The organism is Kitasatospora sp. NPDC058184, from assembly GCF_042883725.1.
Taxonomy (GTDB): Bacteria; Actinomycetota; Actinomycetes; order Streptomycetales; family Streptomycetaceae; genus Kitasatospora.
Map to the genome: position 1 here is coordinate 167,899 of NZ_JBHVVE010000012.1, position 17,146 is coordinate 185,044.

Consider the following 17,146-nt stretch of genomic DNA (forward strand, 5'->3'; position numbering starts at 1 on the left):
CAAGCTCAGGTCGGGTCCAGGGGGCGGTGATCCGCGCCGCCTTCTCACGGCGGCGCGGATCACCGGGGCCGCCTAGGAGTTGTCGCGGGCCAGGCGGAGCAGCTCGGCCAGATCCATGTCGTCGATCAGCTCGTCGCCGACCGCCTCGGCGGTGCCGGTCGCCCCGGCGCCGTCGCCCGCGGCCGGGCCGACGCCCGGCAGCTCCGGGTCCAGCGCCGTGCGCAGCTGCTTGGCGAGGGCGGCGGGGGTCGGGTAGTCGAAGATCAGCGTGCTGCTCAGGCGCAGACCGGTGGCGTCGGTGAGCAGCTTGCGCAGCTCGACCGCGGTCAGGGAGTCGAAGCCCTGCTCCAGGAAGCCGCACTCGGGGTCGAGGCCGCTGTGCGGGGCCTCGCCGAGCACGCCGGCGACGCACTCCTCGACCAGCTCCAGCAGCAGCTCGTCGCGCTCCGGCTCGGTGAGTCCGGCGAGCCGCTCCCGCAGCCCGGCGGACCGGTCCGGCCGCTCACCGGTGCCCGGCGCGTCGGCGTCCTGCGCGTCGGCCGGCCGCGGCGCGGGGGCGTCCGCCCTGGCGGCGCGCCGCCAGGCGGCGAGCAGCGGCAGCGCGGCCCGCAGTTCGGACGGGAGGTCCCCGGTGTCGCCCTCCAGGCGCAGGACGGCGGCCAGCGAGGCCTCGTCCTGCTGCTCGACGGCCGCCCAGAAGGAGGCGTCCAGCGGGTCGGCCGTCCCGGCCCCGGCCTTCGGCTGGACGACGTCCAGCCAGTACCGCCCGCGCTGGAAGGCGTAGGTCGGCAGGTCGACCCTGTGGCCGTCCGCGTGGAACGCCGTCCAGTCCACCGGCACGCCGCGCAGGTGCAGCGCGGCCAGCGCGGACGCCAGGGCGAACTCCTCGGAGCGGTCCCGGCGTTGCGCGGCGACCAGGGCCGCCCGGCCGCCGGCCGCCGTGCCGTCCAGGAACTCCTGGCCCATGGCGGTGAGCACACCGTCGGGGCCGAGCTCCAGGAAGGTGGTGACGCCCTCCGCCAGCAGCGTCTCCACGGCGTCGTGGAAGCGGACGGTGTGGCGGGCGTGGCGGATCCAGTAGTCGGGGTCGGTGAGTTGCTCGGTGGTGGCGGGTCGGCCGGTGAGGGTGGAGACGATCGGGATGGCGGGTGCGTGGTAGGTGAGCTCGGTGAGGACGTCGCGGAACGCGTCGAGCATCGGTTCCATGAGCGGGGAGTGGAAGGCGTGGCTCACGCGCAGTTCGCGGGCCTTGTCGAACTGTGCGGCGACGGCCCGGACTTCGGCGGTGTCACCGGCGATCACGACGGAGCGGGGGCCGTTGACGGCGGCGATCGAGACCCGCTCGGTGAGCAGGGGCAGGACCTCCTCCTCGGTGGCCCGGAGCGCCACCATGGCGCCGCCGGTGGGGAGGTGGTCCATCAGACGGGCACGGGCGGTGATGAGGCGGGCGGCGTCCGGCAGGGACAGCACGCCGGCCACGTGGAAGGCCGCGACCTCGCCGATCGAGTGGCCGGCCAGGAAGTGCGGCCGGACGCCCCAGGATTCGACCAGGCGGTAGAGCGCCACCTCGACGGCGAACAGGGCGGGCTGGGTCCAGCCCGTACGGTCCAGCGGTTCGCCGCCCTCGGCGATCACCTCGCGCAGCGGGCGCTCCAGGTGGCGGTCCAGCTCGGCGCAGACCTCGTCGAACGCCGCCGCGAACACCGGGTACGCCGCGTACAACTCGCGCCCCATGCCGGTGCGTTGGGCGCCCTGGCCGGTGAGCAGGAAGGCCGTCCGGCCGGAGGCCGCCACCGCCCTCAGCACCCCGGGCGCCTGCGGCGTCCCGGCGGCCAGGGCCCGCAGCCCGGCCAGCAGGCCGTCCCGGTCCGCGGCGACCACGGCACCCCGGTGCGGGAACTGCGAGCGCGTGGTGGCCAGGGAGAGCCCGAGGTCGGCCGGGTGCAGATCCGGCCGCCCCTCGACCAGCTCCAGCAGTCGCCCGGCCTGGCCGCGCAGCGCCTCCTCGGACCGGCCGGAGAGCACCAACGGCCGTACGGCCGGGCCCTCGTGGCTCCGCTCGGGGGCCGTCGGCGCCGGGTCGCCCTGCTCCAGGACGAGGTGGGCGTTGGTGCCGCTGATGCCGAAGGAGGAGACGCCGGCCCGGCGCGGGCGGCCGGTCTCCGGCCAGTCCCGCGTCGCGGTGGCCAGCTCGACCGCTCCGGCCGTCCAGTCCACGTGCGGCGAGGGCTCGTCGACGTGCAGGGTGCCCGGCAGGACGCCGTTGCGCATCGCGAGCACCGTCTTGATCACCCCGGCGACGCCCGCCGCGGCCTGGGTGTGGCCGAGGTTGGACTTCACCGAGCCGAGCAGCAGCGGCAGTTCGCGGTCCTGGCCGTAGGTGGCCAGCAGTGCCTGGGCCTCGATCGGGTCGCCCAGCTTGGTGCCCGTGCCGTGCGCCTCCACCACGTCGACCTCGCCCGCGGCGAGACCGGCGGCGGCCAGCGCCTGGCGGATCACCCGCTCCTGCGCGGTGCCGTTCGGGGCGGTGAGCCCGTTGGAGGCGCCGTCCTGGTTGACGGCGCTGCCGCGCAGCACCGCCAGTACCGGGTGCCCGTTGCGGCGGGCGTCCGACAGCCGCTCGACCAGCAGCATGCCGATGCCTTCGGAGAACCCGGTGCCGTCGGCGCCGGCGGCGAAGGCCTTGCAGCGGCCGTCCTCGGCGAGGCCGCGCTGGCGGGCGAACTCGATCAGCAGCTTCGGCGTGGACATCACGGTCACGCCGCCGGCCAGCGCCAGGTCGCACTCGCCGCGCCGCAGGGCGGCCGCCGCGAAGTGCAGGGCGACCAGCGAGGAGGAGCAGGCGGTGTCCACGGTGACGGCCGGGCCCTCCAGGCCCAGCGCGTACGCCACCCGGCCGGTGGCCACGCTGGCCGCGCTGCCGTTGCCGAGGTAGCCGTCGACCTCCTCGGGCACGTCCTGAACCCAGGTCGCGTAGTCGTGGTAGACCATGCCCGCGTACACGCCGGTCCGGCTGCCGCGCAGGCCGAGCGGGTCGATCCCGGCCCGCTCGAAGGCCTCCCAGGAGGTCTCCAGCAGCAGGCGCTGCTGCGGGTCCATCGCCAGCGCCTCACGGCGGTTGATCCCGAAGAACGCCGGGTCGAACCCGGCCACGTCGGTCAGGAAGCCGCCGGTCCGGGTGTAGGTGCGGCCCGGGGTGCCCGGCTCGGGGTGGTAGATGCCCTCCAGGTCCCAGCCGCGGTCGGCCGGGAACTCCGAGAGCACCGAACCGCCCTCGGCGAGCACCTCCCACAGCGCCTCCGGGGTGGCGATCCCCCCGGGGAAGCGGCAGCTCATCGCGACGATCGCGATCGGCTCGTCGGGGTCGGCCGTGACCGCCACCGCCGCCGGGGCCGGGGCGGAGTCGTCCGCGTCCGCGCCGAGCAGCTCCTCGACCAGGTGCGCGGCGAGCGCGCGCGGCGTCGGGTGGTTGAACACCAGGGTCGCCGGAAGGCGCAGCCCGGTCGCGGAGTTGAGCCGGTTGCGCAGCTCCACCGCGGTCAGCGAGTCGAAGCCCAGTTCCTTGAGCGCCTTCTCCTCCTCCACGGCGTCGCCCGAGTCGTGCCCGAGCACCGCGGCGACGTGGCCGCGGACCAGGTCCAGCACGGTCCGCCGGCGGTCCTCGCCGGAGAGCCCGGCCAGGCGCCCGGCCAGACCGCCCGCCGGAGCGGCGTCCGGGGCACCGGCCGTGCGGCGGCCCGGGCCACCGGAGGCCAGGCCGCGCAGCAGCGCGGGGACGGTGGCCGCCCGGCCGCGCAGGTGGGCCCGGTCCAGCTGGATCGGCACCAGCACCGCCTCGCCCGAGGCCACGGCCGCGTCGAACAGGGCCAGTCCGGTCTCGGCGCTCATCGGCACCGCGCCGCCCCGCACGATCCGCTCCAGGTCGGCGTCGACGAGGCGCCCGGCCATGCCGGACCGCTCCTGCCACAGGCCCCAGGCCATCGAGACGGCCGGCCGGCCCTGGGCGCGGCGGCGCTGCGCCAGCGCGTCCAGGAAGCAGTTGGCGGCGGCGTAGTTGGCCTGCCCGGGGTTGCCGAGCACACCGGCCGCGGCCGAGAAGAGGACGAACCCGCCGACGTCGCCCGCCAGTTCGTGCAGGTTGAGCGCGCCGGTGACCTTGGGTGCGAGCACCCGGTCGAACTGCTCGGGGGAGAGGGAGAGGACGGTTCCGTCGTCCACCACGCCCGCGGTGTGCACCACGGCGGTGAGCGGGCGCTCGGCGGGGACGGCGGCGAGCAGCTCGGCGAGCTGCCGGCGGTCGGCGACGTCGCAGGCGGCCAGGGTGACCTCGGCGCCCGCCGCGCGCAGCTCGGCGAGGAGTTCGGCGGCGCCCTCGGCCGCCGGGCCGCGCCGGCTGGTCAGCAGCAGGTGCCGGGCGCCGTGGGCGGCGACCAGGTGGCGGGCGGTCAGCTCGCCCAGGCCGCCGATCGCGCCGGTGACCAGAACGGTCCCGGAGACGTCCAGCGGGACCTGCGCACCAGCACCCGCCTTCCCGGCGGCGGTCGGTGCCTTGGCCAGGCGCGGGGCGAGCAGGGCGCCCCGCCGGACGGCCAGCTGCGGCTCGGTGTCCACCGGCAGTGCGGCCAGCGGCAGTTCACCTCCGTCGTGGTCGACCAGGACCAGCCGGTCCGGGTTCTCCGACTGCGCGGAGCGGACCAGGCCCCACACGGCGGCCAGGACCGGATCGGGCGCACCCTCCCCGGTGGCGACCGCGCCGCGGGTCAGCACGGCCAGCCGGGCCTCGGCGAACCGCGGGTCCACCAGCCACTCCTGGACGAGTCGCAGCACCCGTACGGTCGTCGCGCCGACCGCGGCGGCCAGCTCGTCCGTCGCCTCGGATCCCTGGTACGGGGCGAGTTCCACCGCGACCACGTCGGGCACGGCCGCGCCGGCGTCCACCGCCGAGCCCAGCTCGGCCAGGGCGGCCAGGCAGTCCGTGCTGCCGGCGCCGTCCGTGCGGTCGGTGCCGTCCGTGCGGTCGGCGCGGTCGGCGCTGTCGGTGCCGAGGAGCGTCCAGGAGCGGGCGGCCGGGTCGCCGGCCGGCACCGGCAGCCACTCGATCCGCAGCAGCGACTCGCGCACGGCCCGCTCGGTGGTGCGCAGCCGCTCGGCGGAGACGGGCCGCAGCAGCAGCGAGTCCACCGAGGCGACGGGCGCGCCGCCGAGGTCCGCGACGGTCAGCGACAGGGTCTCCGGAGCCGTCCGGGCCAGCCGGACGCGCAGCGCGGTCGCGCCGCTCGCGTGCAGCCGGATCCCGCCCCAGGAGAAGGCGAGCCTGCCCTGCTCGGCGTCCGGCACCAGGCCCATCGCGTGCAGGGCGGCGTCCAGCAGCGCCGGGTGCAGCCCGTAGCGGGCGGCCGCGGCCTGCTCGGTGGAGGGCAGGGCGACCTCGGCGTAGACCTGGTCGCCGTGCTGCCAGGCGGCCCGCAGGCCCTGGAAGGCCGGGCCGTAGTCCACCCCGGCGTCGGCGAGCCGCTGGTAGGCGTCGGTGACGTCCAGCGGGGTCGCGCCGGCCGGCGGCCAGGCGGTGAGGTCCGCGGCGGACTCGTCGGCTGCCGCGTCGAGGGCCGCGTCGGTGGCCGCGGAGAGCGTGCCCGAGGCGTGCCGGGTCCACGGCTCGTCCTCGGCGGCGTCGGCCGGGCGGGAGTCGATCCGCAGCGGACGGAGGCCGTCCTGCTCCGCGCCGACCAGGACCTGGAGCCGGACGCCACCGCGCTCGGGCAGGACCAGCGGGGCTTCCAGGGTGAGTTCGTCGAGGCGGCCGTAGCCGACCTCGTCGCCGGCCCGGACGGCCAGCTCCAGGAACGCCGTCCCGGGCAGCAGGGTCGCGCCCATCACGGTGTGGTCGGCCAGCCACGGCGTGCTGTGCCGGGAGAGCAGCCCGGTCAGCAGGTGGCCGTGGCTGTCCGCGAGCGGCACGGCCGCGCCGAGCAGGGGGTGCTCGGGGGCGGTGAGGCCCGCCGTGGTGACGGCGGCCGCACCGGCCACGGTGTCCAGCCAGTAGCGGTTGCGCTGGAAGGGGTAGGTGGGGAGGTCGGTGCGGTGGCCGGCGGTGAGGAGCGGGGTGAAGTCGGCGGGGGCGCCGTGGACGTGGGCTTCGGCGAGGGAGGTGAGGAAGCGGTGGGTGCCGCCGTGGTCGCGGCGCAGGGTGCCGAGGGTGTGGGCGGTGGTGTGGTGCAGGGTGTCCTGGATGGCGCCGGTGAGGACGGGGTGGGGGCTGACCTCGATGAAGAGGTCGTGGCCCTGCTCGGCCAACTGCCGGGTGGCGTCGGCGAGTCGGACGGTCTGGCGGAGGTTGCGGTACCAGTAGGCGGCGTCCATCGTCGTGGTGTCCAGCCAGCGGCTGTCGACGGTGGACCAGAACGGGATGTCGGCCGGGCGGGGGGTGACGGGGGCGAGCAGGTCGAGCAACTCGGTCTGCAGGGCCTCGACATGGGCCGAGTGCGAGGCGTAGTCCACGGTGACCCGGCGGGCACGGATGCCGTCCGCCGTGAAGCGCTCGACGAGTTCGTCGAGGGCGGCGGCGTCCCCGGCGACGACCGCCGAGGCGGGGCCGTTGACGGCGGCGACGGAGATGCGGTCGTGCCAGGGGGTGAGGTCGATCTCCTCGGCCGGGAGGGCGATGGAGACCATGCCGCCGTTTCCGGCGATGGCGGTGATGGCCTGGGAGCGGAGGGCGACGGTGCGGGCGCCGTCCTGGAGGGTGAGGGCGCCGGCGACGGTGGCGGCGGCGATCTCGCCCTGGGAGTGGCCGATGACGGCGTCGGGGTGGATGCCGTGGGCCTGCCAGAGGGCGGCGAGGGAGACCATGACGGCCCACAGGGCGGGCTGGACGACGTCCACCCGGTCGTATCCGGGTGCGCCGTCGGCGCCGCGCAGGACGTCGATCAGCTTCCAGTCGGTGAACTCGGCGAGGGCGTCGGCGCATTCGGTGATCCGCGCGGCGAACACCGGCTCGCTGTCGAGGAGTTCGACGGCCATCCCGACCCACTGCGAGCCCTGCCCGGGGAACACGAACACCGTGCGTCCGGCGGTGGAGACGGTGCCCTCGACCACGGCGGCGCTCTCGGTGCCCTCGGCGAGTGCCCGGAGGCCTTCGGTCAGCTCGGTGCGGTCCGAACCGAGCACCACCGCACGGTGGTTGAACAGCGAGCGGGTCGTCGCCAGCGAGTGGGCGAGGTCGATCGGGGCGGCCTCGGACTCCTGGAGCAGCGCGGCCTGGGCGCGCAGGGCGTCCGCCGACTTCGCGGACAGCAGCAGCGGCAGGACGCCGTGCGCCGTCGGTTCGCCCGCCGGGGCCTCCGGGGAGGGCTGTTCGAGGATGACGTGGGCGTTGGTTCCGCTGACGCCGAAGGAGGAGACGCCGGCCCGGCGCGGACGGCCGGTCTCCGGCCACTCCCGCTCCTCGGTGAGCAGCTCCACCGCGCCCGCCGACCAGTCGACGTGCGGGGTGGGCTCGTCCACGTGCAGGGTCCGGGGCAGCACCCCGTGCCGCATCGCCAGCACCATCTTGATGATGCCCGCCGCGCCCGCCGCGCTCTGGGTGTGGCCGAGGTTGGACTTCACCGAGCCGAGCTGGAGCGGCAGTTCGCGGTCCTGGCCGTAGGTGGCGAGGAGGGCGTTGGCCTCGATCGGGTCGCCGAGCCGGGTGCCGGTGCCGTGCGCCTCGACGGCGTCCACGTCGGCGGCGGTGAGGCCGGCGGTGGCCAGGGCCTGGCGGATCACCCGCTCCTGGGCCGGGCCGTTGGGGGCGGTGAGCCCGTTGGAGGCGCCGTCCTGGTTGATCGCGGTGGCCCGGACGACCGCCAGCACCGGGTGCCCGTTGCGGCGGGCGTCCGACAGCCGCTCGACCAGCAGCACGCCCACGCCCTCGGCCATGCCGAAGCCGTCGGCGGCCGCCGCGAAGGCCTTGCAGCGCCCGTCCTCGGCGAGGCCGCGCTGGCGGCTGAACGCCACCAGGCCCTCGGGGGTGGCCATCACGGCGGCACCGGCCGCGAGCGCCATCGAGCACTCGCCGGCGCGCAGCGCCTGGACGGCGAGGTGGAGCGCCACCAGGGAGGAGGAGCAGGCGGTGTCGATGGTCACGGCCGGCCCTTCCAGGCCGAGCGCGTAGGAGATCCGGCCGGAGACCACGCTGGCCGCGTTGCCGGTGACCAGGTAGCCCTCGTTGCCGGGCGGGGCGGCGGCCAGCAGGGTGCCGTAGTCCTGGCCGTGGGTGCCGACGAACACGCCGACCTGCCCGCCCCGGACGGACACCGGGTCGACGCCGGCCCGCTCGAAGGCCTCCCAGGAGGTCTCCAGCAGCAGCCGCTGCTGCGGGTCCATGGCGTGCGCCTCGCGCGGACTGATCCCGAAGAACGCCGCGTCGAACTCGGCCACGTCGTACAGGAATCCGCCCTCGCGGGTGTACGAGGTTCCGACCCGGTCGGGGTCGGGGTCGTAGAGCCCGTCGAGGTCCCAGCCGCGGTCGGTCGGCAGGGCGCCGACCGCGTCGCGCCCGGCGAGGACCAGCTCCCACAGGTCCTCCGGGGTGCGCACCCCGCCCGGGAAGCGGCAGCTCATGCCGACGATCGCGATCGGGTCGTCGTCCCGGGCCGTCGCGGTGGTGGCCGCGGCCGGTGCGGCGGCGGGGAGCCGGTCGCCGAGCACCTGCTCGCGCAGGTGGCCGGCCAGGGCCTTCGGGGTCGGGTAGTTGAAGATCAGCGTGGCGGGCAGGCGCAGGCCGGTCGAGCCGTGCAGGCGGTTGCGGAGCTCGACCGCGGTGAGGGAGTCGAAGCCCAGCTCCTTGAAGGTCCGTTCGGGGTCCACCGCCGTGCCGGCCGGGTACCCGAGCACCGTGCCGGCGGTGGCGCGGACGAGGTCCAGCAGCTCCCGGTCGCACTCGGGCCCGGTCAGCCCGGCCAGCCGCTGGGCGAGGGCCGAGCCGCCGGCCCGGTCGGTCGGCCGCCGACGGCCCGAGCGGGTGCGGACCAGGCCGCGCAGCAGCGGGTGGACGGCGTCGGACTGGGCGCGCACGGCGGCCAGGTCGAGCCGGATCGGCATCAGCGCCGGTTCACCGGCCGCGCGGGCGGCGTCCAGCAGGGCGAGCCCCTCCTCGGCGGAGAGCGCCGCGGTGCCGACGCCGGCCATCCGGCGCAGGTCGGTGCCGGTGAGCCGGCCGCCCATGCCGTTGCGCTCCGCCCACAGGCCCCAGGCCAGCGAGACGGCCGGCCGGCCCTCGGCTCGCAGGTGCCGGGCGTAGGCGTCGAGGAAGGCGTTGGCGGCGGCGTAGTTGGCCTGCCCGCCGGCGCCGAATACGGCGGCGGCGGAGGAGTACAGCACGAAGGCGGCCAGGTCCGCGTCGCGGGTGAGTTCGGCCAGGTTGAGCGCGCCGGAGAGCTTGGGCGCGAGCACCCGGTCGAACTGCCCGTCGGTGAGCGTCTCGATCACGCCGTCGTCGACGATGCCGGCGGTGTGCACCACGGCGGTGAGCGGGTGCTCGGCGGGGATGCCGGCCAGCAGCTCGGCGAGGGCGGAGCGGTCGGCGACGTCGCAGGCGGCCAGGGTGACCTCGGCGCCCGCCGCGCGCAGCTCGGCGAGGAGTTCGGCGGCGCCCTCGGCGGCCTCGCCGCGCCGGCTGGTCAGCAGCAGGTGCCGGACGCCGTGGGCGGCGACCAGGTGGCGGGCGGCGAGCACGCCGAGGCCGCCGGTGGCCCCGGTGACCAGGGCCGTCCCGTTCGGGTCGAGCGCCGGGGCGCCCTGCTCGGCGGGCCGGACCCGGGTGAGCCGCGCGGCCCGTACCGAGCCGTCGTGCAGCAGCAGTTGCGGCTCGTCGCCGGCCAGGGCGGCGGGCAGGGCGCGGTAGGAGGCGTCCTGCCCGTCCAGGTCGACCAGGACGATCCGGTCCGGGTGCTCGGACTGCGCCGAGCGGACCAGGCCCCAGAGCGGGGCGGTCACCAGGTCCGGCAGGCCGTCGCCCGGGCCGTCCCCGGCCACCGCGCCCCGGGTCAGCACGACCAGGCGGCTCTCGGCGAAGCGCTCCTCGGCGAGCCACTGCTGGAGCAGGCCCAGCAGCGCGTGGGTGGCCGCCCGCACGGCGGGGACCAACTCCGGTGCGGCGCCCGGTGCGAGGGGCAGCAGGACGGTGTCGGGGGCGGCGCCGTCGGCGGCGGCGAGGGCGGCCAGGTCGGGGTACGCGTCCACCGTGCTGCCCGCCGCGGTGAGCCCGGCGGCCAGGCCGAGGGCGTCCTCGCCGACCAGGGCGTAGCGGCCGGTGACCGGGGCGGCCCCGGGCAGGTCCGTCCAGTCGACGCGGAACAGCGAGTCGCCGTCGGGCCCGGTGTGGACCGCGCGCAGCTGGTCGGAGGAGACCGGCCGGACGGCCAGGCCCTCCACCGAGACCACCGGCACGCCGTGCTCGTCGGAGGCCTCCAGGGCGACCGAGTCCAGACCGGCCGGGGAGAGCCGGACCCGCAAGGCGGTCGCGCCGGCGGCGTGCAGCGAGACCCCGCTCCAGGCGAACGCCAGGTGGCCCTCGGCGGACTCCTCGCGGTGCCGGACGGCGCCGAGGTCCATGGCGTGCAGGGCGGCGTCCAGCAGCGCGGGGTGCAGCCCGTAGCGGGCCGACCGGTCGGCGACCTCCTCGCTCAGCACGACCTCGCTGAACACCTCCTCGCCGCGCCGCCAGGCCGCGCGGACACCCTGGAACGCCGGTCCGTACCCGGCGGGCAGCCGCTCGTACAGGTCCTCGACCGGCAGCGGTTCGGCGCCGGCCGGCGGCCACTGGGTGAGGTCCGCGGGGGCGGCGGGCACGGCGGGGGAGAGGGTGCCCGCGGCGTGCCGGGTCCACGGCCGGGAGGCCGCGGCGTCCTGCGACCGCGAGTGCAGGCCGACCGGCCGGGCGCCGGTGGCGTCGGCCTCGCCGACCACCATCTGGACCTGGACGGCGCCCTGCTCGGGCAGCACCAGTGGGGCTTCCAGGGTGAGTTCGTCGAGGCGGCCGCAGCCGACCTCGTCACCGGCCCGGACGGCCAGGTCCACCATGGCGGTCCCGGGCAGCAGGGTGGTGCCCATGACGGTGTGGTCGGCCAGCCACGGGTGGGTGGTGCGCGAGATCAGGCCGGTCAGCAGGTGGCCGTGCCCGTCGGCGAGCGGGACGGCCGCGCCGAGCATCGGGTGGTCGGCCGCGGCCAGGCCGACGGCGGTCACGTCCGAGGCGCCGGGGGCCGCCTCCAGCCAGTAGCGGTTGCGCTGGAAGGGGTAGGTGGGGAGGTCGGTGCGGTGGCCGGTGGTGAGGAGCGGGGTGAAGTCGGCGGGGGCGCCGTGGACGTGGGCTTCGGCGAGGGAGGTGAGGAAGCGGCGGGTGCCGCCGTGGTCGCGGCGCAGGGTGCCGAGGGTGTGGGCGGTGGTGTGGTGGAGGGTGTCCTGGATGGCGCCGGTGAGGACGGGATGGGGGCTGACCTCGATGAAGAGGTCGTGGCCCTGCTCGGCCAACTGGCGGGTGGCGTCGGCGAGTCGGACGGTCTGGCGGAGGTTGCGGTACCAGTAGGCGGCGTCCATCGTCGTGGTGTCCAGCCAGCGGCTGTCGACGGTGGACCAGAACGGGATGTCGGCCGGGCGCGGGGTGACGGGGGCGAGCAGGTCGAGCAACTCGGCCTGCAGGGCCTCGACATGGGCCGAGTGGGAGGCGTAGTCGACGTTGATCCGGCGGGCCTGGGTGCCGTCGGCGGCGCACCGCCGCAGCAGCTCGTCCAGGGCGTCGGCGTCCCCGGCGACGACGGCGGAGGAGGGGCCGTTGACGGCCGCGACGGAGACGCGGTCGGCCCACGGCGCGATGGTGGCGAGCGCGTCCTCGGCGGACTGGGAGAGCGACACCATGCCGCCGTTTCCGGCGATGGCGGTGATGGCCTGGGAGCGCAGGGCGACGACGCGTGCGCCGTCCTGGAGGGTGAGGGCGCCGGCGACGGTGGCGGCGGCGATCTCGCCCTGGGAGTGGCCGATGACGGCGTCGGGCTCGACGCCGTACGCCTGCCAGAGGGTGGCGAGGGAGACCATGACGGCCCAGAGGGCGGGCTGGACGACGTCCACCCGGTCGTAGCCGGGTGCGCCGTCGGCGCCGCGCAGGACGTCGACGAGGTTCCAGTCGGTGAACTCGGCGAGGGCGTCGGCGCATTCGGCGATCCGTGCGGCGAACACCGGCTCGCTGTCGAGGAGTTCGACGGCCATCCCGACCCACTGGGAGCCCTGCCCGGGGAACACGAAGACGGTCCCGCCGGTGGCGTCCGCCGTACCGGTCAGCACGGTGGCGCTCTCGGCGCCCTCGGCGAGCGCCCGGAGGCCTTCGGTCAGCTCGGTACGGTCCGAACCGAGCACCACCGCACGGTGGTTGAACAGCGAGCGGGTCGTCGCCAGCGAGTGGGCGAGGTCGATCGGGGCGGCCTCGGAGTCCTGGAGCAGCGCGGCCTGGGCGCGCAGGGCGTCCGCCGACTTCGCGGACAGCAGCAGCGGCAGCACGCCGTGCGCGGCGGGCTCGCCCGCCGGGAATTCTTCCGCGTCCGGCTGTTCGATGATGACGTGGGCGTTGGTGCCGCTGACGCCGAAGGAGGAGACGCCGGCCCGGCGCGGGCGACCGGTCTCCGGCCACTCCCGGTCGTCGGTCAGCAGCTCCACCGCGCCCGCCGACCAGTCCACGTGCGGCGTCGGCGCGTCCACGTGCAGGGTCCGCGGCAGCACCCCGTGCCGCATCGCCAGCACCATCTTGATGATGCCGCCGACCCCGGCGGCCGCCTGGGCGTGCCCGATGTTCGACTTCAACGAGCCGAGCAGCAGCGGAAGTTCACGGCCCTGGCCATAGGTGGCGAGGAGCGCGTTGGCCTCGATCGGGTCGCCCAGCCGGGTGCCGGTGCCGTGCGCCTCCACCGCGTCGACCTCGGCCGGGGCCAGGCCCGCGGCGGCCAGCGCCTCGCGGATCACCCGCTCCTGCGCCGGGCCGCTCGGGGCGGTCAGCCCGTTGGACGCGCCGTCCTGGTTCACGGCCGTGCCGCGGACCAGGGCCAGCACCGGGTGCTCGTTGCGGCGGGCGTCCGACAGCCGCTCGACCAGCAGCACACCCGCACCCTCGGCCCAGCCGGTGCCGTCGGCGGAGGCGGCGAAGGACTTGCAGCGCCCGTCCTCGGCGAGGCCGCGCTGGCGGCTGAACTCGACGAACACCTCGGGCGTCGCCATCAGCGCCACGCCGCCCGCCAGGGCGAGGTCGCACTCCCCGCGCCGCAGGGCCGCGACCGCCAGGTGCAGGGCCACCAGGGAGGAGGAGCAGGCGGTGTCCACGGTGATCGCCGGGCCCTCGAAGCCGAAGGTGTACGACACCCGGCCGGAGGCGACGCTGCCCGCGGTGCCGGTGCCGAGGTACCCCTCGACCTCCTCGGGCACCCGGGGCAGCCGGCTGGCGTAGTCGTGGAACATCACGCCGGTGAACACGCCGGTCCGGCTGCCGCGCAGGGCCTCCGGGTCGATCCCGGCCCGCTCCATGGCCTCCCAGGAGGTCTCCAGCAGCAGCCGCTGCTGCGGGTCCATGGCGAGGGCCTCGCGCGGGCTGATGCCGAAGAAGTCGGGGTCGAAGTCGGCGCTGTCGTAGAGGAATCCGCCCTCCCGGACCGAGGAGCTGCCGGCCGAGCCGGGGGCGCCGCCGAACAGGGCGTCGGTGTCCCAGCCGCGGTCCGTCGGGAACTCCGAGACGGCGTCCCGGCCCTCGGCGACCAGCTGCCACAGGGCCTCGGGGGTGATCGCCCCGCCCGGGTAGCGGCAGCTCATCGCGACGATCGCGATCGGGTCCTCGTCCGCCGCCACCGCCGGACGGGCGGGGGCGGCCGGGGCCGGTGCCTCGTCGAGGAGTTCGGCGAGCAGGAAGCCGGCCAGCCGGGCCGGGGTGGGGTGGTCGAAGACCACGGTCGCCGGGAGGCGCAGGCCGAGCGCGGTCCGCAGCCGGTTGCGCAGCCGGACGGCCGAGGCGGAGTCCACCCCGAGGTCCTTGAAGGCCCGCTCGGGCGCGATCGTCCGCGGCAGGCCCCGGCCGAGCACCCCGGCCGCCTCGGCCCGCACCAGGCCGAGCAGCGTCTGCCGGGCCTCCGCCCGGGGCAGCGCGCGCAGCCGGGCGGCGAACACGGTGTCCGCCGCGCCGTCGGCGGCGGCCGGGTCGCGGAAGAGGACGCCGGTGGTGTCCCGGGTGGCGACCACGGGGGTGTCGGCGCCGCCCAGCGCGGAGTCCAGCAGCGCGCCCAGCTCGGCGTCGGACACGGCGCCCGGGTCGGTGGTGTCCCAGGCCAGCGACACGGCGTGCCGGCCGGTGGCGCGGCGGTGCTGGGCCAGCGCGTCCAGGAACGCGGCACAGCCGCCGTGGTCGCCGTCGTCCGCGCCCCGCAGGGCGCCGGTGGAGGAGACCAGCAGGAAGGCCGTCAGGTCGAGCCCGGCGGTGAGCTCGTGCAGGGCCACCGCGCCGTCGACGCCGGTGCGCACCCAGCGGTCGGCCTGCCCGCCGGCGACCAGCCCGGGGGAGCCGGCCGCGTGCACCACCGCGGTGAGCGGGTGCTCGGCCGGGACGCGCGCGAGCAGCTCGGCGACGGACGCGCGGTCGGCGGCGTCGCAGGCGGCCAGGGTGACCTCCGCGCCGGACTCGCTCAACTCCACGGCCAGCGCGGCCGAGTCGGGGGTGGTGGAGGCCAGCACCAGGTGCCGGACGCCGTGCTCGGCGACCAGCCGCCGGGCGATCGCGGCCGCGGCCGTCCCGCCGGCGCCGGTGACCAGCACGGTGCCGTCGAGGCGGCGGCCGGACGCGGCGGCGGTGACCGGCACCAGGCGGGGCGCCCGCAGCACCCCGCCGCGGACGGCGAACTGCGGCTCGCCGGTGGCCAGGGCGGCCGGCAGGGCGGCCACGGAGGCGGCCTCGCCGTCCAGGTCGGCCACGGTGAAGCGGCCGGGGTGCGCGGTCTGCGCGGCGCGCAGCAGCCCCCAGAGCGGAGCCTGCGCCAGCCCCGGGACCTCCTCGCCCGGGTGCACGGCCAGCGCGCCCCGGGTCAGCACCACCAGGCGGGTCTCCCGCAGCCGGTCGTCGGCGAGCCAGCGGGTCAGCAGCTCGGCGGCCTCGCGGGCGGTCCGCCGGGCCGCGTCCGCGACCGGCTCCGCGCCGGCGGCGGGCCAGGGCAGGTAGACGACCTCGGGCGCACCGGCCGCGGTGAGCTCCGCCAGGTCGGCGTAGCGGTCGACCGCCAGGCCGTCCGGTCCGTTCAGGCCGTCAAGTCCGTCAAGTCCGTCAAGTCCGTCCAGTCCGTCCAGTCCGTCCGGTCCGTTCAGGCCGTCCGGTCCGTTCAGCCGGGCGGCTCCGTCCGACGGGCTCCCCAGCAGCGCGGCGCGCACCGGCTCCACGGGCCCGGCGGGCAGCGGCACCCAGTCCATCCGGTACAGCGACTCCTGCCGGACGCCCCGGGCGCCGAGCAGGGTGCCGGGCTGGTCGAACAGCCGGTGCCGGGTGACCTTGCCCGAGGCGGTGCGCGGCACGGCGGCGATCGCCCGGACCTCCTGCGGCACCTTGAACCAGGACAGCTGCTCGGCGCAGGCGGCGAAGACCAGCTCGGCGTCGACGCCCTCCGGCGCGGTGACCACGAACGCGACCGGCACCTCGCCGAGCACCTCGTCCGGCCGGCCCGCCACGGCGACGTCCAGCACGCCGGGCACCGTGCGGACGACGTCCTCGATCTCGCCCGGGTGGATGTTCTCCCCGCCCCGGATGATCAGCTCCTTGCGCCGCCCGCTGATCGTCAGCTGGCCGCCGGCCGCCCGGACCGCCAGGTCGCCGGTCCGGTACCAACCGTCCCGCAGCGCCTCGGCGGTGGCCTCCGGCCGGTTGTGGTAGCCCTGCATCAGGCTCGGCCCGCGCACCCACACCTCGCCCTCCGTCCCGGGGGCGGTGTCGATCCCGGTCTCCGGGTCGACCACCCGCACCTCCAGGCCGGGGACCGGCAGGCCGCACGAGCCGGAGACCCGCTCGGCGCCCGGCGCCTCGGTCGCGATCGCGCCGCAGGTCTCGGTGGAGCCGTAGCTGTTGAGCAGCGGGATGCCGAACGCGTCCTCGAAGTCCCGGGCCAGCGAGGCCGAGGTGACCGCGCCGGTCGACAGGCAGACCCGCAGCCGCGGCATGTCCAGCCGCCCGGCGTCGGCCTCCCGCAGCAGGTGGTGGTAGAGGGCGGGCACCCCGGCGAGGAAGGTGTACGCGTCGCCGCGCAGCTCGGCCAGCACCTCGTCCGCGGAGAAGCCCGGCATGATGTGCGCGGTCGCGCCGGTCGCGGTGACACCGACCACGCAGACGATGTGCGCCAGGCTGTGGAACAGCGGCAGCGGCCAGAGCACCAGGTCGTCGCGGGAGAGCCCGAGCAGCGGCGCGTAGCAGGACGCCACCGACCACAGGCAGCTGCGCTGGGTCGACAGCACGCCCTTGGGGGCGCCGGTGGAGCCCGAGGTGTAAAGCATGAAGGCGGTCTCGTCCAGGCCGAGGTCGTCGCGCGGCGGCACCGGGGGCTCGACGGTGGCCAGCGCCTCGAACGACGGCAGGTCCCGCGCCGCCTGCGGCCCCTGCGCCGTCGGACCGGAGACGACCACCAGCAGCCCGGGCCGGTCGGCCCGCAGCCGCAGCACCTGGTCCAGGTGGCGGGCGTCGGTGACGACCACGGCGGCGCCGCTGTCGTCCAGGATGTGGGCCAGCTCCTCGTCGCTGGAGTGCGGGTTGACCGGGACGGCGACACCGGCGGCCCGGACGGCGGCCAGGTAGGCCTCCACCACCTCGACACCGGCGTCCAGGTGGATCGCCACCCGCCCGCCGCGGCCCAGGCCCAGGGCCGCCAGGTGGCCGGCCAGCCGTCCGGTCCGGAGCTCCAGCTCGGCGTAGCCCACGGACCGGCGGCCGTCCCGGAAGGCCGGCTTGTCGCGCAGCGACGCGGCCTGGGAGCGCAGCAGTTCGGGCAGCGGCCTGATCAGCTCGGTACGCGGCATGTCAACGGCTCCTTGGGCACGCGGAAACAGCACGGGAGGCTGGGGGCTCCCGGAGAACAGAGAGGGGTGACGCATCATTCGGTATCCCGTG

1 protein-coding gene is annotated in these 17,146 nt (G+C 76.6%); it reads right to left on the bottom strand.

The window, feature by feature from the left end:
• Positions 1-72: 72 nt before the first annotated feature.
• The gene (locus tag ACFVXH_RS23450; protein ID WP_387826847.1) at positions 73-17,055 is read right to left on the bottom strand and encodes an SDR family NAD(P)-dependent oxidoreductase; all 16,983 of its coding nucleotides are present in this window, start codon (positions 17,053-17,055) and stop codon (positions 73-75) included.
• Positions 17,056-17,146: the final 91 nt, after the last annotated feature.